This window comes from Rhodococcus parequi (assembly GCF_046042785.1).
Taxonomy (GTDB): Bacteria; Actinomycetota; Actinomycetes; order Mycobacteriales; family Mycobacteriaceae; genus Prescottella; species Prescottella parequi.
Genome location: NZ_JBDLNV010000009.1, coordinates 195,112 through 221,457, shown reverse-complemented (window position 1 = coordinate 221,457; position 26,346 = coordinate 195,112). Strand labels below are relative to the sequence as shown.

The window sequence follows — 26,346 nt, the reverse complement described above, 5'->3', positions numbered from 1 at the left end:
CGGTGGATCCGGTCACCGGTACGAGGTGGAGGACGCGATGAGTGAGATGCGTGTGATCGGGATCCGTGTCGAGCAGCCGCAGAACCAGCCGGTGCTGTTGCTGCGTGAGAGCGACGGTGATCGCTATCTGCCGATCTGGATCGGTCAGACGGAGGCGACGGCGATCGCGCTGGAGCAGCAGGGGGTCGAGCCTGCACGGCCGCTCACGCACGACCTCATCAAAGACCTGCTCGAGGCGTTCGGGCACGCGCTGCGCGAGGTCCGGATCGTGGATCTGCAGGCCGGCACGTTCTATGCGGATCTCGTGTTCGACGACGACGTGCGTGTCTCGGCGCGGCCGTCGGACTCCGTGGCCATCGCGCTGCGGATCGGTGTGCCGATCTTCGTCGAGGAGGCGGTTCTCACCGAGGCCGGGCTGGTGATGCCGGACGAACGCGAGGACGAGGTCGAGAAGTTCAAGGAGTTTCTCGAGTCGGTGTCGCCGGACGATTTCAAGGCCACCGACGGCTGATTTTCTCAACCTCAAGTTAAGGTTGAGACTCTTGGGCGCGTCGCGTTGACCCGGCCCGCGTGGATCCCTAGCGTCTTGCATGCGAACGCGCGCCACGCTGTGATTCCGGGGCGTACGCTGAGTGGATCCACAGTTCGGGTTTACTCGATGTCACGAGTGTGTGATCGACGGGTTGCGAAAATTCGGCAACGACCGTTACCGCCACTGAACACGCGAGAGGGAGTAGTCCGTGGGAGATCGGCCGCAGGAGCAGCAGTTGGACCTCGCTGACGAGGCAACTGGCCAGGCATCGATCGAGATGTCGGCCGTCGACGACGTGCAGCCCGGACTCTTTCCCGACGACACCGTTCCCGACGAACTCGTCGGCTACCGGGTGCCCACCGCCTGTCAGATCGCCGGCATCACCTACCGCCAGCTCGACTACTGGGCCCGCACCAACCTCGTGGTCCCGTCGATTCGCGGGGCCGCGGGCTCCGGAAGCCAGCGGCTGTATTCCTTCAAGGACATTCTCGTCCTGAAGATCGTCAAGCGACTGCTCGACACCGGTATCTCGTTGCAGAACATCCGGGTCGCAGTGGATCACCTGCGGCAGCGCGGCGTCGGCGATCTCGCACGCATCACGTTGTTCTCCGACGGCACCACTGTCTACGAGTGCACGTCGCCCGAGGAGGTCGTCGACCTGCTTCAGGGCGGGCAGGGTGTGTTCGGCATCGCGGTCAGTGGTGCGATGCGGGAACTCACCGGAACGATCGCCGATTTCCCGGCCGAGCGTGCCGACGGCGGCGAGGCCACCCAGAGCCCCGAGGACGAGTTGGCGTCGCGCCGCAAGAACCGCGGAGCTCGCAAGACCGGTTAGACGGTTACGGTCGTTCGGCCTGTTCGGCGGGCGTGCGGTCGTGGCATAGACTGACGGTGCGTCGCCGTCGCGCGGGAGAGTTCCGGACAGAGTTGTATGTGCTGCCCGGGCGCCGAAGGAGCAGCACCTCCCCGTCAATCTCTCAGGCACCCAGGACCGTGCGGGCTCCGACGCCTCTGGAAAGCGGTGGGAGTACCCACCCGCCCACGGGGAAAGGCGTACGCCGACCGAGCCTGAGGCCGGATGGTGTGGCAGCCGAATCTCTCAGGCGCTCGGAAGATCGAGCAGGCGACAGAGGGGGAGGACCGTTCCACTCGTGGAACGCATCCTGTACCCGTCGAACCGCCTGGGAGTTCACTTGATCGACGCTCGTAGCCATTCGTTCGCCGACCGTCACGTCGGTCCCGATTCGGCCGAACTGGCACGCATCCTCGACGTCGTCGGCGTCGACACTCTCGACGAACTCGCAGCGCGGGCCGTTCCGGACAGCATTCTCGATCCGGCACCCGGCGGTGTCGCGGCGGGTCTGGGCGCACTCGACGCGCCGCTCTCCGAGCACGAGGCGCTCGCGGCCCTCGCCGAGCAGGCGTCCCGCAACACGGTGGCCACCTCGATGATCGGTCTCGGCTACTACGACACCCTCACCCCGCCCGTGCTGGTGCGGAACATCCTCGAGAACCCCGCCTGGTACACGGCGTACACCCCGTACCAGCCCGAGATCAGCCAGGGCCGGCTCGAGGCACTCCTGAACTTCCAGACGATGGTCGGCGACCTGACGGGTATGGAGATCGCGAACTCGTCGATGCTCGACGAGGGCACCGCCGCCGCGGAGGCCATGACGCTGCTGCGACGGGCGTCGCGCAGCAAGTCGCCGAGGTTCGTCCTCGACACCGATCTGTTCCCGCAGACCCGCGCCGTGGTGATCACCCGCGCGGAGCCGCTCGGTATCGAGATCGTCGAGGCGGACCTGACGCAGGGGCTGCCGGAAGGCGAGTTCTTCGGTGTCCTCGCCCAGCTTCCGGGCGCGTCGGGCCGGGTCGTGGACCATGCTGCGATGATCGCGGAAGCCCACGAGCGCGGAGCCCTGGTGGCGGTCGGTGCGGATCTGCTTGCGATGACGCTGCTGACCCCTCCCGGTGAGCAGGGTGCCGATGCGTGCTTCGGCACCACCCAGCGCTTCGGCGTGCCGATGGGCTTCGGCGGTCCGCACGCCGGCTACCTCGCGGTTCACAGCAAGCACGCCCGCCAGCTTCCGGGACGTCTGGTCGGCATCTCGGTGGACGCCGACGGCAACAAGGCATACCGACTTGCGCTGCAGACGCGTGAGCAGCACATCCGCCGGGAGAAGGCGACCAGTAACATCTGCACCGCGCAGGTGCTGCTCGCGATCATTGCGGCGATGTACGCCAGCTATCACGGTGCGGAGGGCCTCAAGGCAATCGCGCAGCGGGTCCATCAGCGCGCCGAGTTCCTCGCCGCGGGCCTGCAGACCGGCGGTGTCGAGGTGGTCCACGAGCGGTTCTTCGACACCGTCCTCGCCCGCGTTCCGGGCCGCGCCGACGAGATCGTCGCGAACGCCAAGGCATGGGGCGTGAACCTGCGCCTGGTCGACGCCGACCACGTGGGCATCGCGTGCGACGAGGCGACCACCGAGGCGCACGTCCAGTCCGTGCTCGCAGCGTTCGGCATGCCCGCCGACACCGAGATCGGGTACGCCCCGGCTCCGTTCGGCGACCGTGCGTCCGTGTACCTGCAGCACGAGTCGTTCACGAAGTACCGCACCGAGACCGCGATGCTGCGCTACCTGCGGGCACTGTCGGACAAGGACATCGCGCTCGATCGGAGCATGATTCCGCTCGGCTCGTGCACCATGAAGCTCAATGCGACCGCCGAGATGGAGCCCATCACGTGGCCCGGGTTCTCGAAGCTGCACCCGTTCGCGGCCGAGGACGCACCCGGGATGCTGAAGGTCATCGAGGACTTGCAGGACTGGCTGGTCGCGATCACCGGCTACGACGCGGTGAGCCTGCAACCGAATGCCGGTAGCCAGGGCGAGTACGCGGGCCTGCTCGCGATCCGCAACTACCACCTCAGCCGCGGAGACGATCACCGCGACACGTGCTTGACCCCGTCGAGTGCGCACGGCACCAATGCGGCGTCCGCCGTCATGGTCGGCATGCGGGTCGAGGTCGTGGCATGCCGCGAGAACGGAGACGTCGACCTCGACGACCTGCGGGCGAAGATCGCCGACCATGCGGAGCGTCTTGCCGCCATCATGATCACCTACCCGTCGACGCACGGTGTCTACGAGGAAGAGATCGGTGAGATCTGCGCGGCCGTCCACGACGCCGGCGGCCAGGTGTACGTCGACGGTGCGAACCTGAACGCCCTGGTCGGGCTGGCGCGTCCGGGCAGGTTCGGCGGCGACGTCAGCCACCTGAACCTGCACAAGACGTTCTGCATCCCGCACGGCGGCGGCGGCCCGGGCGTGGGGCCGATCGGCGTCCGTTCGCACCTCGCCCCGTTCCTGCCCGGACACCCGATGGCTCCCGAACTGGGGGAGTGCGGTCCGGTGTCGGCGGCGCCGTACGGCAGCGCGTCGATCCTGCCGATCACCTGGACCTACATCAAGATGATGGGGGCACAGGGTCTGCGCCGGGCCTCGCTCACCGCGATCGCGTCGGCCAACTACATCGCCCGTCGCCTCGACGAGTACTTCCCGGTCCTCTACACGGGCGAGAACGGCATGGTGGCGCACGAGTGCATCCTCGACCTGCGCCCGCTCACCAAGGAGACCGGTGTGACGGTCGACGACGTCGCAAAGCGTCTGGCCGACTACGGCTTCCACGCGCCGACGATGAGCTTCCCGGTGGCCGGCACGCTCATGGTGGAGCCGACGGAGAGCGAGAACCTGGCCGAGATCGACGAGTTCTGCGACGCGATGATCTCGATCCGCGGCGAGATCGACCGGGTCGGGGCGGGGGAGTGGCCGGTCGACGACAACCCGCTGCGCGGCGCGCCCCACACTGCGGAATGCCTTGTTTCCGAATGGAATCACCCGTACTCGCGAGAGATCGCGGTCTACCCGCGGGGGACGGCGCGGCCGAAGGTGTGGCCGGCGGTGCGGCGGATCGACGGCGCGCACGGCGACCGCAATCTCGTGTGCTCGTGCCCGCCGATCGAGGCGTACTCCGACTGACGTCCGCGTGAGGGGCAGGGTCGCCGCGCCCTGCCCCTTTCAGCTTTCCGGGCCGCCCCGCCCCGAGCCGAAATCCGCATCGGACGGAAGGACTGGAAATACCGAAGTTCGACTGGGTTTGTCCCGACCGTCCCGTTTCGCGGTGGTCCGGACCCGCACGCCTCGACGGGCTGGCCGGCCGATACCGAAACGTCGTTGACCTCAAGGGGCGGCGGGCACATGATCGAGAGATGGTCGAGGTGCCGGACGAGGTGCATACTGCGCGAGTCGCGGATCTGTTCGACCTGGTCGCGGACAGCTACGACAACCTGGGCGTGCCGTTCTTCGGTCCCATAGCCGAGCGTCTCGTGGACGCGGTGGAGCCGCAGCCCGGCGCCCGAGCGCTCGACATCGGCTGCGGCCGGGGAGCGGTGCTGTTCCGCCTGGCGGAGGCTGTCGGCTCGTCCGGCGAGGTCACCGGAATCGATCTCGCGCCGCGGATGGTGGCCGTCACCGCCCACGAGGCGCGCGCCCGAGGCCTGACCAACGTCCATCTACAGGTGATGGACGCGATGCGGCCGTCGCTTCCCTGCGGCCACTACGACGTCGTCACTGCGTCGTTCATGCTCTTCTTCCTGCCGGATCCGGCGGCGGCGCTGACCGCGTGGCGGTCGCTGCTCGTTCCGCACGGAACGGTGGGCGTTTCGACGTTCGGGGGGTGGGACCCGCGCTGGGAAGAGTTGGATGATCTGTTCGCGCCGTATCGCGATGCACGCTTCTTCCCGGTCGACCCGCGTGACCCGGACGGACCGTTCGGGACCGATGCCGCGGTCGAGTCGCTGATGCGGACAGCGGGTCTCGTTCACGAGCGCACGACAGCGTTCGATCTCGATCTGGCCTTCGACGATCCGGGTCAGTGGTATTCGTGGACCCGCTCCCACGGGCAGCGCATGCTCTGGGATTCGATCCCGGAGGCGGAACGCGACCAGGTCCGGGATGCGGCACTCGAACGGGTGGAGGGTTGGCGGGAGGGGAGCGGACGGGTGGTCACGCGACACAAGATCAGGTTGACGCTCGCGGAACGTCCCTGACGCCCGGTCGTCGTGGACCGAGGAGAGGGGGAGAGGGTGTCGAGAGTGGTCGTAGCCGTGCTCGTCGTCGCGGCGCTGCTCGGTACGGGTTTCGCGTTCTATCACGCGTTGTCGGGAGTCACGCAGACGTCGACAGACCGCCCGCTCGCCAACGACGTCGTGACGGTCCGCGGACGGACGGTGACCTGCGCCGAGCTGCTGCCGGACGGCTGTTCGTTCGACCTGCAGTTCGCATTCGATCGGTGGGGCGACCAGCTGAACGCCTACGTCGCGTCCGATCTGGGTCCGTGGGGTAGGGGGTTGCCCGTGGAGCCGGCCGCAAAGCTGGGGTTGCAGGCGTGCAACCTGTCCTCGATGCCGGGGCAGACGTATCTCGAGTTCGAGCGGGTAGCGCGGGCCGACCACCCCGACGCGAGCACGGCGCAGCTGTTTCCGTTCTGGGATCAGGCGCGGCGGGTTCTCTGCCCGGCCGGTTAGATTTTCGGTATTCGCACCGGCGTCCGCCGTGTAGGCGACGCTCATCAGAACTCTGTGCATGACGGAAGTGTCAGGAAAACCGAATTCCCGGGGGCCTAGTCCGTCACTCCTGCAGCGTTCTCGAGAAGCATCGAAGACCGGAGCGACGGTGTGCAGTCAGGGCTTCAGGAATCCGAAGGTCCGGGCACGGTCGATCGCCTCGGTGCGCGTGTGCGCGGACAGTTTTCGGTAGAGGGTGCGCTTGTGTGTCTTGATGGTCGACGTCGACAGAAACATCAGTGCCGCGATCTGTCCGACGGTCAGACCTCGAGCCACGCCGTCGAGCACCGTCCTCTCGCGATCGGTGAGCTGGGGGAAGGCGAGGGTCGCGGGGTAATGCTCGGGCGACGGCGTCGCCAGGAACTGGGAGACGGATGGTGACGGGCGAGTTGCACGTTCGACGAGGGCGACGACAGCGGGGCGCTCGACGGACGCGAATGCGCTCCGGATGCCGGTGCGGTCGGCGATGGAGCACGCATGGGACCAGGCGCGGTCGGCGTCCTCGTCCCGGCCCAGACGGCGGGTCGCGACGGCCTCGATGACGAGCGCTTCGAGATGCGCGCGTGCGTAGGGAGTCCCCAGCCAGTCGTACCGGCGGCACGTGGTGACCGCGGACTGGTGGTCGCCGGTGAGGAGGCGAGTCCGTGCGACGGCGACGACGCCCCACGGTGTGTCGGACGGCAGCGAATCCGCGAGCGCCTTCGCCGGGGCGACATCGCCGAGCGCGAGGCGCACCTCGATCTCGGTGGCGTCGAGGAGTGACTGGACGAAAAGCCCGTTCGCGCGTGTCCGTGCCTCCGCGTACTCGGTGAGCGCCGCGAGGCCGAGAGACGGGTCGCCGGTCGCGACGGCGTATCGGCAACGCGCGAAGGTGACGAACGGCCACAGCTCCGCCACGTCCGGTAGCTCCCTCAGACCGGCGACGGCGTGGCCGGCGGTGTCGAGGTCCAGCTCGTCGACGGAGGTGAGTACTCGGGCCACCGCACCGCCGATTCGCACCAGGGCTTCGATCCATTCGTCCGCGGGTGCGATCTGGTTCTCGACTGCCAGCCACTCGTGCGCACGCTGAAGTTCGCCTGCGAAGGCCCAGTTGAGGGCCGAGTTTCCGGCGGCGTTGCGCGAGATGTAGTCCATGCGCCGCGCGGCCCCGAGCCGATGCGCGAGGCGCAGTTCGACGGTGGACTCCGCGAAGTCACCCGACAACTGATAGGTGAGACCGCTCTGCATCCGCAGGAAAGGAAGGAAATCGGTGATCGCATCGGGCTCGGCGTCGAGCAGTCTTCGAACCGAGACGTGGAGCCGCCGCGTCTGGTCGGCGGCGGTCTCGTAGTCGCCGCCGAGTCGCTGCAGGAGAATCCGATTACCCACGACGGTCAGCGACTCGCGGGGGTCCTCGACCACGGTGAGGTCGAGGAGCCCTGCTGTGTCGTAGGGGGAGACGTCGCCCGAAGGATCGCCCGACAGTTGCCGCACCAGTTCGCGCAGGGCGGTGATGCCGGGATGGGCGTCCACCTCGGCCTCGGGAATGGCCAGGAGCACGTCGCGGAGAACTTCCACGTGAGAGTTCACCAGCGCTGCCGCATGCTGGTCCAGTATCTCGACGGCGAGATCCCAGTCCTCGGCGTCGGCGGCACACCGCAGTGCGGCGGCATGATCGCCCCGCTCGCGATGGTGAAGCGCCAGCAGTGTCGATCGCGCGGCCGGGTCGAGACCCTCGGCGCGTTGCACGGCGATCAGCTCGGTCCGCACCGCCGGCGGCAACCGCCAGGCGTCGCCGTCGACGGTGTCCAGATGGGCCAGGAGTCCCGCCGCCTCGAGGTCGAGCAGGTGCCGGGCGGAGTCGAGGCCGCCCCCGAGATACTGCGCGAGATCGACCGTGAGTGCGTGTGCCGTCGCGGTGCGGACGAGAAAGCGACGGAGTTCGGCGTCGACCGCCGCGAGGACGTCGTCGCGCACGTACCGCGGGACGGCGTCGGAGAAGGCCTGTTCGAGGGTCTCGGGCGTCAAGGGGCGCAGCGGTTTCGCCGCCGTGAGCACTGCCCTGCAGAGTGCGGGCAGTCCTCCGGTCCGGCGATGGAGATCGCTGAGGTCGGCGTCGGCCGGGTCGAGACCCGCGGACCGGAACAACGCCTGCACGTCGTCGACCGTGTAGAGCAGGTCGTCGGCCCGGACGGTGTCGAGGCTCGGGGCGAAGGACAGCGGATCCTCGAACAGCGACCGGCCGACCACCGTCGCCACGACGTTCACCTCGGGCCGGGCGTCGACCAGCTCGAAGATCCGTTCCTCGACGGTCCGATCGCGGAGTAGGTCGACGCGTTCGAGGGCGATGTCGGTCGCAGTGCCGACGTCCGTCAGACCAGCTGTGACGCGAATCCAATAGTCGTCCGCGGTGAGCGTCGGCTCGGGGGGAGGGATGTGGACCGTGAGGTGGTCGGCGTCGCGGGACGCCGCCAGCCAGGCCGACACCAGGCTCGACTTGCCGAATCCACGGGGCGCCTGCAGGACGGTGAGGCCCGAGTTCCGTCGCAGCAGGTGCACCGATCTGGTCGGTGCCCAGCAGGCGGCGTTGTCGCTCGTGTCGATGCGCTGCTGGGTCATGGACGTCCTTCGGGATCGGCACGGCGACCGATGGCGTCCGCGGTGTGGGTGGACTTCTCTGCGATCGACAGAACCTCCATCAACGCACAAACCCGGGCCGAGCAACCAGAGGTTGTCGAATTTGTCACCCGCAACTTCATCCGTGCGGGTCGGGCCGGCTCGCCAGTTCGAGGATGGTGATCTCGGGTGGTGCGCCCACCCGGACAGGTGGCCCCCAGGCGCCCGCGCCACGCGACGTGTACAGCACGGTGTCGCCCACCCGGTCGAGCCCCGTCACCGACGGCTGCTGCAGGGGGACGAGGTAGCCCAACGGCCACATCTGGCCGCCGTGCGTGTGACCCGACAGTTGCAGGTCCACGCCGAGCTCCGACGCCTCGAGCGCCTGCTTCGGCTGATGCGCGAGGAGCAGCACGAAACGGTCGGGATCCCGTCCGGCGAGCGCGGCCGGAAGATCCGGCTCGAACGGCGCGGGGGAGGTGCGGTCGTGGATGCCGGCCAGGTCGATGACCCCGCCCCCGCGGTGGATCTCGACGCGTTCGTTGCGCAGCGTGCGGATGCCGAGCGTGTCCCACAGGTCAAGCCAGCGGCCGCCGTCACCCGCATAGAACTCGTGGTTGCCGCTCACCCCGAACACGCCGAGCGGGGCGCGCAGATCCCGCAACGGCTCCAGGTCGCGGCCGACCTTCGCGACGGTGCCGTCGACCAGATCACCGCCCAGCAGAACGAGTTCGGGCTTCTGCGCATTGACGAGGTCGACGACTTTGCGGGTGAAGCCGATTCCGCGGGACGGGCCGACGTGGAGATCGGTCACGAGCGCGATTCGCATGCCGGCGAACTGGCTCGGCAGGCGCCGCAACGGCACCCGGACCCGCTGGATTCGGGGAGTGTGTGCCTCGACGACGCCGTAGCCCGCGGCTCCGACCGCGGCGACCGTCACCGCGGCCGTCGCGCCGCGCAGCACCCGGCGACGGGACGGGTCGGTGGGCTGCGGGCGTCCGGCGATGCGGGCGATGCCCGAACCGGCGGCGACCAGTACCAGCCCGAGCACGAGGTAGAGGAGGGCTGCCAGCCACACCCAGCCGACGAATCCGGGAATCCGCGCCCATGCCGGGTCGAACACCTCACCACTGCCGATGCCGACCAGTGCCAGGAGCCACAGGACGACGAGAGCGATGTCGACCGCGTGGGCCGGTCGCCCCGTCAGCCCGGTCGCGCGGACCAGGCGGCGGTGCACCCAGTAGCTGACCAGCGCGAGGAAGGCGCCGAAGATCGCGATGCGGATCACGGCTACGACAGCGTCTTCGCGAACGCGTCCCCGAGGGCGGGGCCCTGCGTGGACGGCACGGCGATCAGTGTGCCGCCGGTGCGGTCCGCCATCGACCGCAACGTGTCCTGGTCAGTGTTCTCGCCGATCGAGATCACATCGATCCGCACGGGATGCGCGGCGCCGGTGAGGGCCTGCGTGAGTTTCTGCGTCCCGGTCGACGTGTCGTCGTTGGGGCCGTCGGTGACCAGCAGCACCGAGTTGGGTCGACCGTCGACGAAACCGTCCACGGCGCTGGCGTGGGCGGCGATCACCGACGCGTACGTCGACGTCGCGGTGGCCGGGCGCAGCGAGCGCAGCGCAGTCTCGATGCGCTGCTTGCGGTCGCCGTCCGACAGCGGCCCGGTCGGCACCTTCACCAGGTACGGCTTGCTGCCGTCGAGACCGCGGCTGTACACCCACAGGCCGACGTCCGAGGACGCGGGCAGCGCCGCGATCCGGGCGCTCAGCGCGTCGACGGTGTTGCTCAGCCGCGTCCCGTCGCCGTCGGTGTACCCCATGGATCCGGAGACGTCGAGCAGGATCGTCGTCGCTTGCGGGACGGTCGGGTTCGCGAACGTCTGCGCGAGTCGCGCCGCGGCGGGGCCGGTCGGGGGGGCGAGCACCTGGCCCAGCGGGGGCATCGGGGTGCGGTCGGTGGCCGCGGGTGTGCGGTCCCCGACCCGGAAACCCGCGTCCACGAAATGTTGCGCCTGTTCCGGTCGACGCAGGAAGTCGACGAACTGCGCGGCCGCGCGCCCGAGGGTCTCGTCGACCCACGGCGCGGCGAGGATCGCGGCAGGGTGATCGAGGACCGGGGTGGCGCCGGCCGGTGCGACGGCGACGAGGCCGCGCGCGTCGTCGCCGGCGGCGTACAGCTGCTGTTCGGTGACGGGCACCGCGTGGACGGCGGCCGACGCCGGAGCGGACTGGCCGGCGAGGAGCGAAACGGCGTCCGTGGTGCTCGCGGGGGCGTCGTGGATGGCCGTGCTGCCGTTCGCGAGTGCACCGATCGCGGTGCTCACCTGCGGGGACCCGGCCTGCGACTCGTCGAGGGGGCCCGCGCCGACGTTCGCCGTCGCGGCGGCCACGGCGTCGAGCGCGGCGGCGGAAGCCGGTCCCGCAGGCAGAGCGAGCTTCAGGCTGCCCCAGCCGCGGAGGCCGATCCGGTCGAGCGAGTCGTTGCCGGTCTGCAGCCCCGGCAGGTTCTGCCACCCGGTGCCGGCCGCCGTCAGGGCGAGTGCGAGTTCCTCGGGGGCGGCGACGACCACCGGACTCGACGCGAGCGGTTTGGGGGTGCCGTCCACCACGCCGGACCCTGCGAGGCGGTCGATCGCGGTGGCGCTCGCCGGAATCCACAGCGCGGGCGCGGGGCCGATCTCGTCGTTCCAGGGTCCGTCGGGTGCCGCGGCGAGCGCCTCGGTGACCGCAGTTGTCGTGGCGTCGTGCACCTGCACCGACACGCAGTGGTCGCGGACCACCGGAAGGGTGTCGGTGTACCGGGCGGCGAGGTCGCGAACCGGCCCGGCGATATCCGGATCGGCCGCGACGTCGAGCCGGATATCGCCCTCGACACACGCACCGGCCGCCGCCGTGCCCTGACTGCTCGCGCGGTCCCTGAGCTGGAACCAGCCGACGACGCCGAACACGAGCACGATCACCGACACCAACGCGATGACCGGTCCCTTGCTGACGCCGCGGGTGCGCCGATCACTGCGATGCTGCCCCACGTGGAAAACCGCCTTGCTCTCTACCGCGTCGGGCCGGCGCCCGACCGGCCCTGACCATGGCAGTCTAGTGAGCAATACGGACAGCCCGAACGCGCCGCGGCCCCGACACCTGTGACGGTGTCGGGGCCGCGGCGCAGCGCGAGGATCAGGCGTTGGCGGCCTTGTACTCGCGGCGACGCCGGTGCAGGATCGGCTCGGTGTAGCCGCTGGGCTGCTTGCCGCCCTCGAGGATCAGCTCCTTGGCCGCCTGGAAGGCGATGTTGGAGTCGAAGTTCGGGGCCATCGGCCGGTACGACGCGTCACCCTCGTTCTGGCGGTCGACGACCGGCGCCATCCGCTCGAGGCTCGCCACGACGTCGGCCTCGGTGACGATGCCGTGCCGCAGCCAGTTGGCCAGCAGCTGGCTCGAGATGCGCAGCGTCGCCCGGTCCTCCATGAGTGCGACGTCGTGGATGTCGGGCACCTTGGAGCAACCGACGCCCGCGTCGATCCAGCGCACCACGTAGCCGAGGATCGACTGGCAGTTGTTGTCGAGCTCCTGCTGCTTTTCGGCGTCCGACCAGTCGGTGGACGGGGCGAGCGGGATCGTGAGGATCTCGTCGACCGTCGCGCGCGGCTTGCCCTTCAGCTGGTCCTGGACCGCGAACACGTCCACCTGGTGGTAGTGCGTCGCATGCAGGGTCGCGCCCGTCGGCGACGGCACCCACGCGGTGTTGGCACCCGACCTGGGGTGGCCGATCTTCTGCTCGAGCATGTCGGCCATCAGATCGGTCATGGCCCACATGCCCTTACCGATCTGAGCCTTGCTCTGCAGACCCGTCGCGAGACCGGTGTCGACGTTCCAGTCCTCGTACGCGGTGATCCACGTCTGCTTCTTCATGTCGGCCTTGCGCACCATCGCGCCGGCCTCCATCGAGGTGTGGATCTCGTCGCCGGTGCGGTCGAGGAAGCCGGTGTTGATGAACACCACCCGCTGGTCCGCTTCCTTGATGCAGGCCGCGAGGTTGACCGTGGTGCGCCGCTCCTCGTCCATGATGCCGACCTTGAGGGTGTTCTCCGGTAGACCGAGGATCTCCTCGACCCGGCCGAACAGCTCGGTCGTGAACGCGACTTCCTCGGGGCCGTGCTGCTTGGGCTTGACGATGTAGATCGAGCCGGTGCGCGAGTTGTTGAGCGGGCCGTGGTCGTCGTCGATGCTCAGGCCGTGGACCGCGCATGCGCCGGTGATCAGCGCGTCGAGGATTCCCTCGGGCAGCTCGTTGCCGTCGGCGTCGAGGATCGCCGGGTTCGTCATCAGGTGACCGACGTTGCGCACGAACAGCAGCGAGCGGCCGTGCAGGGTCAACTCCTCGCCGTCCGGCGTGGTGTAGGTGCGGTCGCCGTTGAGCGTGCGGGTGACGGTCTTGCCGCCCTTGTCGAACGACTCCGACAGGTCGCCGCGGTTGAGCCCCAGCCAGTTCCGGTACCCGACGACCTTGTCGTCGGCGTCGACCGCGGCCACCGAATCCTCGAAGTCCATGATCGTGGTGATCGCCGACTCGAGCACGACGTCCTTGACGCCGGCGCCGTCGGTCTTACCGATCGGGGAGGTCGGGTCGATCTCGATCTCGACGTGCAGGCCGTTGTTGCGCAGCAGCACCGACGTGGGGTGATCGCCGTCGCCGAGGTAGCCGACGAACTTCTCCGGCTCGGCCAGCGTCGTCACGACCTCGCCGCCCAGTTCGACGGCCAGCTTGCCGTCGACCACGAAGTAGCGGGTGGCCTCGGTGTGCGAGCCCTTCGCCAGGGGCGCGGCGGTGTCCAGGAAGTTCCGGGCCCACGCGATGACCTTGTCGCCGCGAACCTTGTTGTAGCCCTGACCCTTCTCCGCGCCACCGTCCTCGGGGATCGCGTCGGTGCCGTAGAGCGCGTCGTACAGCGAACCCCAGCGGGCGTTGGACGCGTTCAGCGCGAAGCGGGCATTGAGGACCGGGACGACCAGCTGCGGGCCGGCGGTGGTGGCGATCTCGGCGTCGACGTTCTCGGTCGCGACCTGGAACGGCTCGGGCTCGGGCAGCAGGTAGCCGATCTCCTGCAGGAACGCCTTGTACTCGGCGCCATCGAGCGGCTTACCCGCCCGCTCGCGGTGCCACGCGTCGATCTGCGCCTGCAGGTCGTCGCGCTTGGCGAGCAGGGCCTTGTTCTTGGGGGCCAGGTCGGCGAACATCTTGCCCGCACCCTCCCAGAACGCCTCGGCGGAAACGCCGGTGCCCGGAAGAGCCTCATCGTTCACGAAGTCGTAGAGAACCTTGGCGACCTGAAGACCACCGACCTGCACGCGTTCAGTCATGGAACTGCCTCACTTTTCCGGTACCAGCAGCGTCCGGAGCCGCAGCCACGGTCAGGGCTGCTGCGGGGACGCCGAACGGGACGACAACAATGTTACCCGGCGGTAGCTTCCGGAGTAGATCAGTCCGGTGCGGCGGCCAGGGCATCGACGAATACAGCTGAAGAGCTGAGGCGCGTGAGGTGGGCGCCGACTGCGGTCGGACGAACGGTTCGCGTCCGGATGCAGACTCGATCAAGAACGGCGAGTTGGCCGGTCGAGCACAGATGATACTGGCCGGTCACGTTCGTCGCGCGACGGGGCGTGGCCGGGGGAGCGAGGCGCGACGAGCGGTCTGCGCTGCGCGGTGAGCGGACGCCGGCGCCGGATCGTGCACGCGGATCCGCAGCGCCCCTCGCTGCGACACGCTGCGCGGGCGGTTACGAAAGCCCCGTTGCGGAAGGGCCCCAGGTCCCGTCTGTGCAGCGGCTCCGGCGGGTCGGGGCGTGCGGGGCCCGGCTGTGGGTGACGATCATCGGGCACGCACGCCGCGGTGTCCGTTCGTCGCACGCACGCCCCGCGCAGCCGAGTTCGATCAGATACGGAGGTACATGTGAGCGATTACGACGCCAAGATGATCATGCTGTCGGTGGAGAACCTGGACGAGGCTCTCGAGTTCTACACCGGGACCCTCGGGATGACTCTCAAGTTCCGGGACGGCGCGCACTTCGCGGCCCTCGACGGGGGATCGGTGACGATCGCGCTCGCGACCGCCGTCGATCATCCGATTCCGGGGAAGGTCGTCGTCGGCATCAAGACCGCCGATGTCGATGCCGCGGCGAAGGCCGTCGAGGACGGTGGCGGGGCCATCGTGAAAGGCCCGTACGACGACGCCCACGAGCGTCGCGCGGTGGTCTACGACAACAGCGGCAACGGCCTGGTGTTCTACAGCCCGCTCGCGCGCAAGTGACTGGCGGACGGCCCGCCGCGCGTGTCGCGGCGGGCCGTCGCCGTGTCAGCCCTGCGACCCGGCAGCGGCGGCCGCCAGCTTCTCGGCCGCGTCCGACAGATCGATCCCGTCCTCCTCGAGCGCCGGCACCAGCAGGTCCATGCACTTGCCCAGCATCACCACGAGCAGCACACGCAGGGCACTGATGTCGGCGGCGACACGGACCCGGTCGGTGCTCACGCACGACAGCCGTGAGTACGCCTGTTCCACCGTCTGCCATTCGCCCAGCAGACCCTCGACCAACAACTGCGCTCGGACGACGGACGCGGCCGCCGGGTACAGCGACCCTTCGGCGGCCCGATGCCACGGGCGCAGCGTGAACTCGGCGAAGTCGACGACAGCCTTGTGCGCGGCCTCGAATTCGGGGCCGCCCTGGCCGACGGTGCGGAACACGTCCCGCTCGAGCCCCGCGATGCGTCCGAGCAGATCGAACATCGTCGCCTGCACCTCGACGGCCGCCTCCTGCTTCGTGATGTCGGTCATCGCAATCCTCTCGTCCCGTGGGCGCGGCGCCTGCGCCGTCGCTCACACAGTAGGTGTCGCCGGTTCCCGCGCCACCGCCCTGTCGCACTCACCGATACGCTTCTTTCCGTGCGTGGTGAATACAAGGTTCCCGGTGGCAAGCTCGTGATCGTCGACGTCGATGTGGAGGACGGGCAGCTGTCCCGGGTTGCGCTGTCCGGCGACTTCTTTCTCGAGCCGGACGACGCACTCGAGGACATCGTCGCCGCGGTGACCGGGCTGCCGACCACCGCCGACGCCACCCGAATCGGTCAGGCGATCGCCGGGAAGATCGGCGACGACGTGGCCCTGATCGGATTCACTCCCGAATCGGTCGGCATCGCGATCCGCCGTGCGCTCGGCCACGCGACCAGCTGGCACGACCACACCTTCGACGTCATCGAACCGGTGGTGCTCGACCCGGCGATGCACGTCGCGCTCGACGAGGTGATCACCCGCGAGGTGGCGTCCGGCGAGCGTCGTCCGACGCTGCGGTTCTGGGACTGGGATTCGCCGCTGGTGGTGCTGGGGTCGTTCCAGTCGGTCCGCAACGAGGTCGACGAGGAGGCCGCGGCCCGGCACGGCATCGGCATCGTGCGACGCATCTCGGGTGGCGGCGCGATGTTCATGGAGCCCGGCAACTGCATCACCTACTCGCTGTCGGTTCCCACATCGCTGGTCGACGGGCTGAGCTTCGAGCGGTCCTACGAGTTCCTCGACCAGTGGGTGATGGGGGCTCTCGGCGACGTCGGCATCAAGGCGCGGTACGTGCCGCTCAACGACATCGCGTCCGAGCAGGGCAAGATCGGCGGCGCCGCGCAGAAGCGGTTCGCGGCCGGCGCGGTCGTCCACCACGTGACGATGGCCTACGACATCGACGCCGACAAGATGACCGACGTCCTGCGCATCGGGCGGGAGAAGATCTCCGACAAGGGCATCACCAGCTCCGGCAAGCGGGTCGACCCGATGCGCTCGCAGACCGGCATGGCCCGCGACGCGATCATCGCCGCCTTCCTGGCGCACTTCCGCGCCCGCTACGACACCCGCACCAGCGCGTACACCGACGCCGAGTTGGACGCCGCGCGCGAGCTGGTGCAGACGAAGTTCGCGACCCCGGAGTGGACGTATCGCGTGCCGTGACGGTGGCGTCAGTCCGCATGGGCGGACTCGGCGATCCAGGTGGCGACCTGGACGCGTGAGGTGAAGCCGAGTTTCGTCAGGATGTGGTCGACGTGGCCGTCGACGGTGCGTCGGGAGATCGTCAACCGGGTCGCGATCTCCTTGTTGGTCAGGCCCACCGCGACGAGTTCGGCGACCTCGTGCTCCCGTTTGGTCAGCACGGTCCGGTCCTGGCCGGGAGCCGTCGGCTTCGCCTCTCGGCCCTGTTCACCGAGCGTGTAGGCGATCGCCTCCGCGGTGGTCATCGACGCCCCCTCGCGGTGGGCGGCGCCCTGCGTCGCGTCGTCCAGCGCCGCCCGGACCGTCTTCTCGAAGTCGAGTTGGTGGACGAGCAGGTTGGGGAAGAAGACCGGGTTGCTTCCGACCAGCCGCCGGTGGGCGTCGGCGGCGCCCATGATGACCGCGGCGCGTCGCACCTGTGCGGTCTCCGCGGTGAGCCAGGCCAACGCCTGCAGACACGTGAAGACCATCAGCGGATCGTCGGTCTGCCGGGTCAGTCGCAGCCCCGCCTCGAGCAGTTCGGTGGCGTGTGCGCGATCCCCGGATCGCCAGGTGTCGACACCGTTGGCCCACAGGGAATACCCACGGTGAACGAACTCGCCGTGCTCCTGTGCAATGGCGAGCGCACGCCCCTGGAAGGTGAGCGCGCGTGCGGTGTTGTCGCCCACGTGCGCCCAGCCGAGCAGGCTCAGCGCCTCGAGCTGAAGCTGCGGATGGTCGGCGACCCCGGGAGTGTCCACGGCGAACCGCAGCCGCACCCGCGCGCGGTCCAGGTCACCGCTGCAGAACGCCGTGATGCCGTCCGCCATCGCGACGTAGGCCCGTGTGATCGGATCGGCCGTCGGCGAATCGAGCTCGGAGGCTTCCTCGGCGCGGGCACCCGCAGCCGTGAGGTCTCCCTGGAACGCCGCCAGGATCGCGGCCGCGAACAGCGCCTTGGCGCGGAGGATCGCCGGCTGCGGGTGGGGCTGGTCGAGTGCGCGGTCGAGCCACCGGCGACCCTCGGCGAAAAGGCCCCGTGCGATCCAGACGGGGTAGAGCGACGCCGCGAGTTGCAGTGCGCTGCCGTCGGCCTCGTCGAGCGCGAACTCGAAGCCCTCCCGCAGGTTCGGCAGTTCCGCGCGCAGCCGGTCGCTCCACTCGAGTTGCCGGGGACTGATCCAGTCGGCCTCGGCGTCGAGCGCCATCCGGGTGTACCAGTCGCGGAAGCGCAACCGCAGATCCGCGTCCGACGAGCTGTCGTCCAGCTGCTCGCGGCCGTAGCCGCGGACCGTGTCGAGCATCCGGTACCGGGCCCGATCGGGGGCGTCGTCGCGCACGATGATCGACTTGTCCACCAGTGAGGCGAGGATGTCGAGCAGATCGCCGCCGCAGTCGTCGCCGCACACGTGCTCGGCGTCGTCGATGTCGAAGCTCCCGGTGAACAGCGACAGCCGTCGCCACAGTTTCTGTTCCTCGGGAGTGCACAGGTCGTAGCTCCACCCGATACTCCACCGCAGCGTCTGCTGCCGGGGCGGCACCCCGCGACTGCTCCACGTCAGCACGCCGCGGCGATCGGTCAGGCGTTGCAGGATCTGCTCGGGCGACAGCGCTCGGGTGCGCGCCGCCGCCAATTCGATGGCGAGCGGCAGCCCGTCGAGGCGAGCGCAGATCTTCGCGATGGTGGCGGTGTTGTCGTCGGTCAGCGCGAACCCCGGTACCGCGGAGGCGGCGCGTTCGGCGAACAGCGCGACCGCGTCGAACCGGGACACCTTGATGACCGGCTGGGACCGGCCGCGGCTCGGCGTGGTCAGTGGCGACACCGCAATGACGGCTTCGCAGCCGAGTCCGAGGCGCTCCCGGCTGGTGGTCAGGACATGCAGCCCGGGACACCGCTCCAACAACGCCTGGACCAGCTCGGCCACCGCATCGATCACCTGCTCGCAGTTGTCGAGAACGAGTAGCCGCGACCCCTGCGCCAGTGCCTCGACGAGCGCCTCCCGCGGTGGCCGTCCGGTGTAGTCGCGCACACCCAGCGTGGTGGCGACGACATCGACGACGAACGCCGGATCGTGGACGTCGGCGAGCTCGATCAGCCACACGCCGTCGGGGAAGTTCCGCCGGATCGAGGTCGCGACGCGCAGCGCGAGCCGGGTCTTGCCGACCCCGCCGATGCCGGTCAACGTCACGAGACGGCCTTCTCCGAGCGCGTTGCGTACGGCGGTCAGTTCGTGGCGCCGACCGACGAAACTGGTGAGATCCGCCGGCAGTCGGCCGTCACCGGCAGACGGACCGGAGCCTCGGTGCGGTCCGCGCGTGTCGACGTCGACCATTCCGCCACCCATGTTTCGCGAGATCAACACCTCCGAGGCTACTCGCCGCGCGCGGGTGCAGGCGCCGCGTACGAATTGACCTCCCGCACGCGCGATCGAGCGTGCGGGAGGTCAATTCGGTAGCGGGAGCGCTGCAGCGAGTCGGTGAAGCGCCGAAACCGCGCAGCTAATCGGGAGTGTCGGTGAGCAGTGCTCGACAGCGGTCGACCAGGTGCGCCCGCAGTTGCGCGGCCCGCTCCGACAACGCCACCTGCTCGCGGACGTAGTCGGCGCGGCCCTGCGGGGTCTCGATGCGGACCGGCTCGTAGCCGTACTCCGTCAGGTCGTACGGGCTGGCCTTCATGTCCAGCTCCCGCGCATCCGTTGCCAGGCGGAAACAGTCGATGACGACTTCGGATTCGATCAGCGGTCCGAGTTTGGACGCCCACTTGTACAGGTCCATGCCGGCGTGCAGGCATCCCGGCTGCTCGCGGGCGACCTGCGCATCGCGCGAGAGGGAGATCTCGTTGCGGGGGACGGCGTCAGGGGTGAAGAACCGGAACGCGTCGAAGTGGGTGCAGCGCAACTGCATCGATTCGACCACCTCGTCGGTGCCGGTGTGTCCCAGGCGCAGCGGGACCTGCGAGTGCCGCACGGCCTCCTCGCCGCCCCGGTACACCATCGCCCACTCGTGCAGGCCGAAGCAGCTCAGCTGCGGGCGCCGGGCGGCGGTGGCGGACAGCAGTGCGGCGACGAACTCGACGGTCTCGCGGCGCCGCGCCAGAACGTCGGGGGAGAGCGAGACCAGGTCGTCGGAGGCCTCGTAACCGGAGTAGATGAGGTAGTCGCGCGCCGAGCGGCCCGCGAGCGCGTACCCGAAACCCGGGTGCCAGCGGCGCAGCTGATTCGGCTTGACGCTGTAGTACGTGAACAGGAAGTCGTGCACCGGGTGCTTGACGCCTGCGGCCTTACGTTGCAGGTGCGGCCCGACGAGATCCGCCACCACCTCGCGGTGGCGGTCCCGTCGGGCAGCCCACACCTGTTCCGGCAGAACTGCCGAACTCACTACTCTCAGACCGCCTTCTGACCGGGTACGACGTCGACGATCCGGTGGGTGCCGTCACGCACGGTGCCGACGAACTCCTCGACGAGATCCTCGAGCGCGACGATACCGATCACCGCGCCCGACGCGTCGACCACTGCACCGAGGTGCGAGTTGGTGCGGCGCAGGCGGGCGAGAGCGTCGTCGAGGGGCAACGACACCGAGATCAGCGGCAGCCGGCGGATGTCGGTCCGCGGGATCACCGTCTCGGGTCCGGCGGCCTCGTCGGCGATCCGGTCCAGCACGTCCTTGAGGTGGAGGTAGCCGATCAGCGCACCGTCGACCCCACGCACCGGGTAACGCGAGTAGCCGGTCTGGACGACCGCTTCCTCCACCGCCCCCAGTGTGGTGCCGCCGTTCGCGAACGGGACGGTGCGCATCTTCGCCGACGGGATCATGACGTCGGCAACGGTGCGGCCCTCGGTCTCGAGTGCCTGAGTGAGCCGTCGGTGCTCCTCCTCGTCGATCAGGCCCTCCGTGTGGGATTCGCCGATCATCTCGGACAACTCCAGTGCCGACACCGTCGCGTCGAGTTCGTCCTTCGGTTCGACGCGCAGCATCCGCAGGATGCCGTTGGCGCTGATGTTGTAGAACGCGATCAGCGGCCTGGCGAGTTTGATGAACGCCAGGTGTGCCGGCACGAGCAGCATCGCGGTCTTCTCCGGTCCGGCGATCGCGATGTTCTTCGGAACCATCTCGCCGAGCAGGATGTGCAGCACCACGACCAGGCCCAACGCGATCGTGAAGGCGATCGGGTGGAGCAGGCCGTCCGGTACGCCGAGCGCATCCATCGGCGCCTCGATGAGATGCGCGATGGCCGGCTCGCCGACCTTACCGAGCAGGATCGAGCAGATCGTGATGCCCAACTGGGCGCCGGCGAGCATCAGCGACAGGTTCTCGCCCGCCCGGATCACCGTGGCCGCGCGCTTCTTGCCCTGCGCGTGCAGCGCCTCGAGCCGGTCGCGACGGGCGGTGATCAGCGCGAACTCCGCGCCCACGAAGAACGCGTTGCCGGCCAGCAGCACGACGGTGAGCAGAACACCGAACAGATCACCCATGGTGCGCCACCTCCCGGCTCGTCTCGATCGCCGGCACCGGGGTCAACAACACCCGGTCGATGCGCCGCCCGTCCATCGTGAGGACCCGCGCGATCCAGCCGCGGCCGTCGGGCCCGATCGGTAGACCGTTCGCGTCGGGCAGCGCCACCTCGTCGCCCTCCGCCGGGATCCGGCCGAGGGAGGTGAGCACCAGACCGCCGAGTGTGTCGTACTCGCCCTCGGGCGCGATGTAGCCGGTGGCGCGGCCGACCTCGTCGGTGCGCAACAGACCCGAGCAGGCCCAGCTGTGACCCACCCGTTGGACATCGATCTCCGGTTCGTCGTGCTCGTCGCGGACGTCGCCGAGGATTTCCTCGATCAGGTCCTCCATCGTCACCACGCCGGCGGTGCCGCCGTACTCGTCGACGACGAGGGCGACCTGCATGCCGTCGGCGCGGACCTGTTCCATCACCGCGTCACCGTCGAGGGTCGACGGCACCACCGGCACGGCCTGAGCGAGCGAGTCGAGCCGGGTGGTGGAGCGGCGCGCCGCGGGCACGGCGAAGGCGTGCTTGATGTGTACCACGCCGACCGTGTTGTCCAGGTCGCCGTCGACGATCGGGAACCGGGAGAACCCGGTGCGCGACGCCGCCTCCAGCAGATCGGTGACGGTGGCGTCGGTGTCGAGTGTCTCGATCTTCACGCGCGGGGTCATCAGTTCCTCGGCGCTGAGATCGCCGAAGCGCAGCGACCGGTTGACCAGCAGCGCGGTGCCGGCGTCGAGGGATCCGCGCTCGGCGGAGGTTCGGACGAGCGAGCCGAGTTCCTGCGGGGACCGGGCCGACCGCAGTTCCTCGGCGGGCTCGATGCCGAGGCGGCGGACCACCCAGTTGGCAGTGCCGTTGAGGCCGTTGATGGCCCACCTGAAGATCAGCGAGAAGCCTGCCTGCAGGCCCGCGGTGGCGCGGGCGGTCGGCAGCGGCTTCGAGATCGCCAGGTTCTTGGGGACCAGCTCGCCGAAGATCATCGAGAACGACGTCGCGATGATCAGCGCGAGCGCGAGCGAGATGCCGCTCGCCGCCGAATCGGAGACCCCGATGGCGGACAGCAGCGGGGTGATGAAGCGGGCGAGCACGGGCTCGGCCAGATAGCCGGTGATCAGCGTGGTGATCGTGATGCCGAGCTGGGCGCCGGAGAGCTGGAAGGACAGCGTGCGATGTGCGTGCTGGACCTGGCGCGACCGACGATCGCCGCCGCGCGCGTGGGCGTCGACGGTGCTGCGCTCGAGCGCGGTCAGGGAGAATTCGGCTGCCACGAAGAGGGCGGTGCCGGCGGTCAGGGCGATGAAGCCGACCAGGCTGAGGACGGTCAGTGCGACGTTCACGTCAGCACCACCCGCCCGGGAGAGTGGGAGTAACGGGGTCCGCCGGGTTTGTCACCCGGCTCGGTAGAGGAGCCCTCGGACTCCGCGTCCGGGACCGATGCGGTCGCGACGGGCTGAGCGTCGGGGGGCGTGTGTATGGGTGCCTCGGGCACCTGCGTCCTCTCTGTCGGGCGGCGCATATCGTCGGTTCCAACCGAAGTCGCGCCGACGATATTTCCGGAAACGAAGCCACCACTATATCGGGCGCGGTGCCGTGCGCCATGTGAACGGGATGAAACGGACACGCGATCGTGCGTCGTCACCACCCGGACGGCAGCGGGCGTCCCTCCGCGAAACCGGCCGCCGACTGCACCCCGACGACTGCCTTGTCGTGCAGCTCGGCGAGCGTGCGGGCGCCCGCGTACGTGCACGTGCTCCGCACACCCGAACAGATGTGGTCGAGCAGATCCTCGACGCCGGGACGGTGCGGGTCCAGGCGCATCCGGGAACTCGAGATGCCCTCCTCGAACAGGCCCTTGCGGGCGCGGTCGAACGCCGTGTCGTCGACGGTCCGGGCCGCCACCGCCCGCTTCGACGCCATGCCGAAGCTCTCCTTGTACCGGTTTCCGTCCCGGTCGATGCGGAGCTCGCCCGGCGACTCGTACGTGCCGGCGAACCACGACCCGACCATGACGTTGGAGGCACCCGCCGCGAGCGCGAGTGCGACGTCGCGTGGATGCCGGACCCCGCCGTCCGCCCAGACGTGCGCGCCGAGCTCGCGTGCCGCGGCCGCGCACTCCGCGACTGCCGAGAACTGGGGACGGCCCACCCCGGTCATCATCCGGGTGGTGCACATCGCGCCCGGTCCGACCCCGACCTTGACGATGTTCGCGCCGGCGTCGATCAGGTCGCGGGTGCCCTGCGCGGAGACCACGTTGCCGGCCGCGAGCGGCACGCCGAGGCCCAGGGCGGCGACCGCACGCAGGGCGTCGAGCATGCGCTGCTGGTGGCCGTGCGCGGTGTCGAGCACCAGCAGATCGGCGCCGGCATCGGCGAGGGCCTTCGCCTTGGCGGCCACGTCGCCGTTGACCCCGACGGCCGCCGCGATCCGCAACCGGCCGTGCGCGTCGACGGCGGGCGTGTAGATCCCGGCCCGGATCGCGCCGGTACGGGTGAGGACACCGGTGAGCAGGCCGTCGTCGTCGACGATCACCGCCAGCGGATCGTGCCGCGACTCGAGCAGCCCGAACACCTCACGCGGGGTCGCGGTGGCCGGGGCCGTCGCGAAGTCGCGCACCGCGACCGCGCCGACGCGGGTGAACCGGTCGACGTCCGCGCACGACGACTCGGTGAGCACCCCGATCGGCTTGCCGCCGTCGACGACGACCGCCGCGCGGTGCGCCCGCTTGTGCAGCAGCGTCAACGCGTCGGAGACCGCGTCCTCGGGGTCCAGCGTGATCGGGGTGTCAGCGACCAGATGTCGGCTCTTGACGAATTCGACGGTCTCGGCGACCGCGGACGACGGCACGTCCTGCGGGATGACGACGAGACCGCCGCGCCGGGCGACGGTCTCGGCCATCCGCCGTCCCGCGACCGCGGTCATGTTGGCGACGACGATCGGGATGGTGGTGCCCGATCCGTCCGACGTCGCGAGGTTCACGTCGAAGCGTGACGCCACGTCGGTCCGGTTCGGGACCAGGAACACGTCGTCGTAGGTGAGGTCGTACGGCGGGCGCTGCCCTTCGAGGAACTGCACAGTCGCCGAGCGTACTGCGCAGACCGGGAGTGCGCCTGCTATCGGTCGAGTGTCGGCTCCGGCCGCTCGACCCGTCCGTCGCCGTAGCGGGCGAAGCGTCCGGCGTCCCGGTCGTGGACCGGCGCCTCGGTGGGCCACGGCCAGCCGCCGAAGCCGGTCCGGCGGTAGTCGTCGTACGCCTCGAGAATTTCGCGTTCGGTGTTCATGACGAACGGACCGCGGGCCGCGACCGGTTCCCCGATCGGGACGCCCTGCAACACCAGCACCGTCGCGGCCGTCTCGGCGCGCACGGTCGACGCGGCGCCGTCGCCGGGGGCGTAGCCCCAGCCGGATTCGACCGCGGTGCCGTCGATGTCGACGCGCGCGCCCTCGCCGTGGACATAGAGCACCCGGCGGGCGTCCGGGGACGCCGCCGCGGGGAGGTCGATCACCGCGCCCGGTTCGAGGTCCACCAGCCACAGCGCGACATCCGAATCCGCTTCGGCCGCCCACGAATTGGTGGGCGGTGCCGGTGGTTCGTGGTCGCCGAAGCGGCCGGCGATCACCCGGACACGCGCGCCGTCGAGCGTGATGTCGGGGATGTCCTCGTTCCACAGCATCGTGAACTGGGCGGGGGCGGACTTGCCGCGCGCGGGCAGGTTCAGCCAGATCTGGTAGAGCTCGAAGTCGTTGTCGCCGTCCTGGTTCAGCAGCGGGAACATCTCGGAGTGGCTGACTCCGCCGCCGGCGGTGACCCACTGGACGTCGCCGCCGCCGTACCGTGCGGACGCGCCGGTGGAGTCGGCGTGGTCGACGACACCGCGCCGGACGACGGTGATGGTCTCGAAACCCCGGTGCGGGTGCGCGGGGAATCCGGGCACCGTGGTGCCGTGGTACATGTTCCATCCCGACGGGTTCCCGAAGTCCTGGCCGAGCGGGCGGTCGGAGACGTCGACGGCGGGCGTGAGGTCCGCGGTGCCCTGTGGGTAGTGGTCGACGTGGTGCACGGCGAACAGGAACGGGTCGAGCGCGGGCCACGGGGTGCCGAGACGGAAGACCTGTGCCGTGCGGGCGGACGTGCTCACGATGCCTCCAGAGAACAAGTAGTTGAAAAGTGTACTTCTGTCTCCGGTCAACACCGCCGAGCCCGCCGGACATTCCCGTCTAGCTCGCGACGGACTCCGCATCGGGCTGCAGCGTGGCCTGCTCGCGGGAGAGAGCCACCGTGGTCGCCAGCATCACGACGATCGCGGCGACGACGACGGCCAGACCGATCCCGGAGACCTGCAGGCGTTCGTCCAGCACGGCCATGCCGAGGAAGATCGCCACCACCGGTTCCCCGATCGTCATGGCGGGCAGCGATGCCGACAGCGGCCCCACCTGGAACGCGCGCTGCTGTAGGTAGACCCCGATGACCCCGGCCGCGAGGAGGGCGTAGGTCTGCCACGCGCCGAGGAGGTGTCCCACCCCGTGCTCGAGGAGGTCGGTGACGTACTTGGTGAACGCGACCGCCACGCCGTACAGCGCGCCGCTCGCCGTGCCGAGCAGCAGCGCCCGCCACCCCGGATCCATCCGCGGCGACAAACCGAACGCGGTCGCGCCGGCGACGAGCACCACCACCGTGATCAGCGGCACCGACCACTGGGCCCACGGCGCGTCGGTGCCGCCCTCGGTGGGATTTCCGACGACGAGGAACACCGCCAGCGCGGCCGTCAGTGCGATCGCCAGCGCCCACGAGTGGCGGGTGAGCCGGTGCCCCGAGAACCGCGCGGACAAGGGCAGCGCGAACAGCAGCATCGACACCAGCAGCGGCTGCACCACCAGCACCGAGCCGAGTGCGAGCGCGATCACCTGGAACAGGTAGCCGCCGCCGTCCCCGACGATGCCCGCCCACCAGCGTGGGCTGCGCATCAGGGCCGCGATGAGCGATCGGTCCTCCGGAACCTGCGCCGCCGCGGTCTGCTGGGCCACCGACGCACACGCGAACAGGAACGCGGCAATCAGCGCGCACACGATCGAGGCGACGGGCAGCCCGGACATG

General features: G+C 69.5%; 19 protein-coding genes and 1 riboswitch. Of the genes, 7 read left to right on the top strand and 12 right to left on the bottom strand.

Features of this window, described 5'->3' with window-relative positions; all coding sequences use genetic code 11:
* Positions 1 to 37: 37 nt before the first annotated feature.
* The 5 genes from ABEU20_RS23265 (at position 38) to ABEU20_RS23245 (ending at position 6,113) form a co-directional block, all read left to right on the top strand.
* Entirely contained in the window at positions 38 to 511 is a 474-nt protein-coding gene (locus ABEU20_RS23265) for a bifunctional nuclease family protein (RefSeq protein ID WP_420166742.1), read from the top strand.
* Between the two features lie 229 nt (positions 512 to 740).
* Entirely contained in the window at positions 741 to 1,367 is a 627-nt protein-coding gene (locus tag ABEU20_RS23260; RefSeq protein ID WP_420166741.1) for a MerR family transcriptional regulator, read from the top strand.
* A 62-nt stretch (positions 1,368 to 1,429) separates the two neighbouring features.
* A riboswitch (glycine riboswitch) is annotated at positions 1,430 to 1,536 on the top strand.
* A 189-nt stretch (positions 1,537 to 1,725) separates the two neighbouring features.
* Positions 1,726 to 4,566 (top strand): aminomethyl-transferring glycine dehydrogenase, encoded by a 2,841-nt coding sequence (gcvP, locus tag ABEU20_RS23255; RefSeq protein WP_420166778.1) that lies wholly within the window; start codon positions 1,726 to 1,728, stop codon positions 4,564 to 4,566.
* A 230-nt stretch (positions 4,567 to 4,796) separates the two neighbouring features.
* On the top strand, positions 4,797 to 5,636 hold the full coding sequence (locus ABEU20_RS23250; protein WP_420166740.1) for a class I SAM-dependent methyltransferase: 840 nt from the start codon (positions 4,797 to 4,799) through the stop codon (positions 5,634 to 5,636).
* 45 nt (positions 5,637 to 5,681) lie between these two features.
* Positions 5,682 to 6,113 carry a hypothetical protein gene (locus tag ABEU20_RS23245; RefSeq protein ID WP_420166739.1) on the top strand — a complete coding sequence of 144 codons (432 nt, stop codon included), beginning with the start codon at positions 5,682 to 5,684 and terminating at the stop codon, positions 6,111 to 6,113.
* Between the two features lie 156 nt (positions 6,114 to 6,269).
* Here the strand turns inward: ABEU20_RS23245 and ABEU20_RS23240 are convergent, their stop codons facing one another.
* From ABEU20_RS23240 to ABEU20_RS23225, 4 genes are all read right to left on the bottom strand, one after another.
* Complete coding sequence (locus tag ABEU20_RS23240; protein WP_420166738.1) at positions 6,270 to 8,750, bottom strand: LuxR C-terminal-related transcriptional regulator; 2,481 nt, start codon at positions 8,748 to 8,750, stop codon at positions 6,270 to 6,272.
* A gap of 136 nt (positions 8,751 to 8,886) precedes the next feature.
* Positions 8,887 to 10,035, bottom strand: a complete 1,149-nt coding sequence (locus tag ABEU20_RS23235; protein ID WP_420166737.1) for a metallophosphoesterase — start codon at positions 10,033 to 10,035, stop codon at positions 8,887 to 8,889.
* A 2-nt stretch (positions 10,036 to 10,037) separates the two neighbouring features.
* Positions 10,038 to 11,783, bottom strand: coding sequence for a substrate-binding domain-containing protein (locus ABEU20_RS23230; RefSeq protein WP_420166736.1), 1,746 nt, complete (start codon positions 11,781 to 11,783; stop codon positions 10,038 to 10,040).
* Positions 11,784 to 11,928: 145 nt separating this feature from the next.
* Positions 11,929 to 14,112, bottom strand: coding sequence for a malate synthase G (locus ABEU20_RS23225; protein WP_420166735.1), 2,184 nt, complete (start codon positions 14,110 to 14,112; stop codon positions 11,929 to 11,931).
* Between the two features lie 589 nt (positions 14,113 to 14,701).
* On the opposite strand from ABEU20_RS23225, the gene ABEU20_RS23220 reads away from it, so the two are divergent.
* Positions 14,702 to 15,058: a VOC family protein gene (locus ABEU20_RS23220; protein WP_420166734.1), complete on the top strand. Its 357-nt coding sequence runs from the start codon at positions 14,702 to 14,704 to the stop codon at positions 15,056 to 15,058.
* A gap of 45 nt (positions 15,059 to 15,103) precedes the next feature.
* Here ABEU20_RS23220 and ABEU20_RS23215 read toward each other — a convergent pair whose 3' ends face one another.
* A complete protein-coding gene (locus ABEU20_RS23215; RefSeq protein ID WP_420166733.1) occupies positions 15,104 to 15,580 on the bottom strand; it encodes a hypothetical protein in 477 nt (158 codons plus the stop codon).
* A 108-nt stretch (positions 15,581 to 15,688) separates the two neighbouring features.
* On the opposite strand from ABEU20_RS23215, the gene ABEU20_RS23210 reads away from it, so the two are divergent.
* A complete protein-coding gene (locus ABEU20_RS23210) occupies positions 15,689 to 16,738 on the top strand; it encodes a lipoyl protein ligase domain-containing protein (RefSeq protein WP_420166732.1) in 1,050 nt (349 codons plus the stop codon).
* Positions 16,739 to 16,746: 8 nt separating this feature from the next.
* Here the strand turns inward: ABEU20_RS23210 and ABEU20_RS23205 are convergent, their stop codons facing one another.
* From ABEU20_RS23205 to ABEU20_RS23175, 7 genes are all read right to left on the bottom strand, one after another.
* Complete coding sequence (locus tag ABEU20_RS23205) at positions 16,747 to 19,116, bottom strand: LuxR C-terminal-related transcriptional regulator (RefSeq protein WP_420166731.1); 2,370 nt, start codon at positions 19,114 to 19,116, stop codon at positions 16,747 to 16,749.
* 139 nt (positions 19,117 to 19,255) lie between these two features.
* Positions 19,256 to 20,134: a 3-methyladenine DNA glycosylase gene (locus ABEU20_RS23200; RefSeq protein WP_420166730.1), complete on the bottom strand. Its 879-nt coding sequence runs from the start codon at positions 20,132 to 20,134 to the stop codon at positions 19,256 to 19,258.
* Between the two features lie 5 nt (positions 20,135 to 20,139).
* Positions 20,140 to 21,228, bottom strand: coding sequence for a hemolysin family protein (locus tag ABEU20_RS23195; RefSeq protein ID WP_420166729.1), 1,089 nt, complete (start codon positions 21,226 to 21,228; stop codon positions 20,140 to 20,142).
* Positions 21,221 to 22,591 (bottom strand): hemolysin family protein, encoded by a 1,371-nt coding sequence (locus tag ABEU20_RS23190; RefSeq protein ID WP_420166728.1) that lies wholly within the window; start codon positions 22,589 to 22,591, stop codon positions 21,221 to 21,223. Before ABEU20_RS23190 ends, ABEU20_RS23195 begins: the two co-directional genes overlap by 8 nt.
* Before the next feature lie 298 nt (positions 22,592 to 22,889).
* Positions 22,890 to 24,326 (bottom strand): GuaB1 family IMP dehydrogenase-related protein, encoded by a 1,437-nt coding sequence (locus ABEU20_RS23185; protein ID WP_420166727.1) that lies wholly within the window; start codon positions 24,324 to 24,326, stop codon positions 22,890 to 22,892.
* Between the two features lie 38 nt (positions 24,327 to 24,364).
* The gene (locus tag ABEU20_RS23180) at positions 24,365 to 25,390 is read right to left on the bottom strand and encodes a pirin family protein (protein WP_420166726.1); all 1,026 of its coding nucleotides are present in this window, start codon (positions 25,388 to 25,390) and stop codon (positions 24,365 to 24,367) included.
* Positions 25,391 to 25,469: 79 nt separating this feature from the next.
* A complete protein-coding gene (locus ABEU20_RS23175) occupies positions 25,470 to 26,345 on the bottom strand; it encodes a DMT family transporter (RefSeq protein WP_420166725.1) in 876 nt (291 codons plus the stop codon).
* Between the last annotated feature and the right edge of the window lies 1 nt (position 26,346).

Coding starts and splice junctions, on each gene's coding strand:
- ABEU20_RS23265 (WP_420166742.1), top strand. CDS start 38: ATGAGTGAGATGCGTGTGATCGGGATCCGTGTCGAGCAGCCGCAGAAC.
- ABEU20_RS23195 (WP_420166729.1), bottom strand. CDS start 21,228: ATGGGTGATCTGTTCGGTGTTCTGCTCACCGTCGTGCTGCTGGCCGGC.
- ABEU20_RS23240 (WP_420166738.1), bottom strand. CDS start 8,750: ATGACCCAGCAGCGCATCGACACGAGCGACAACGCCGCCTGCTGGGCA.
- ABEU20_RS23175 (WP_420166725.1), bottom strand. CDS start 26,345: ATGTCCGGGCTGCCCGTCGCCTCGATCGTGTGCGCGCTGATTGCCGCG.
- ABEU20_RS23250 (WP_420166740.1), top strand. CDS start 4,797: ATGGTCGAGGTGCCGGACGAGGTGCATACTGCGCGAGTCGCGGATCTG.
- ABEU20_RS23225 (WP_420166735.1), bottom strand. CDS start 14,112: ATGACTGAACGCGTGCAGGTCGGTGGTCTTCAGGTCGCCAAGGTTCTC.
- ABEU20_RS23215 (WP_420166733.1), bottom strand. CDS start 15,580: ATGACCGACATCACGAAGCAGGAGGCGGCCGTCGAGGTGCAGGCGACG.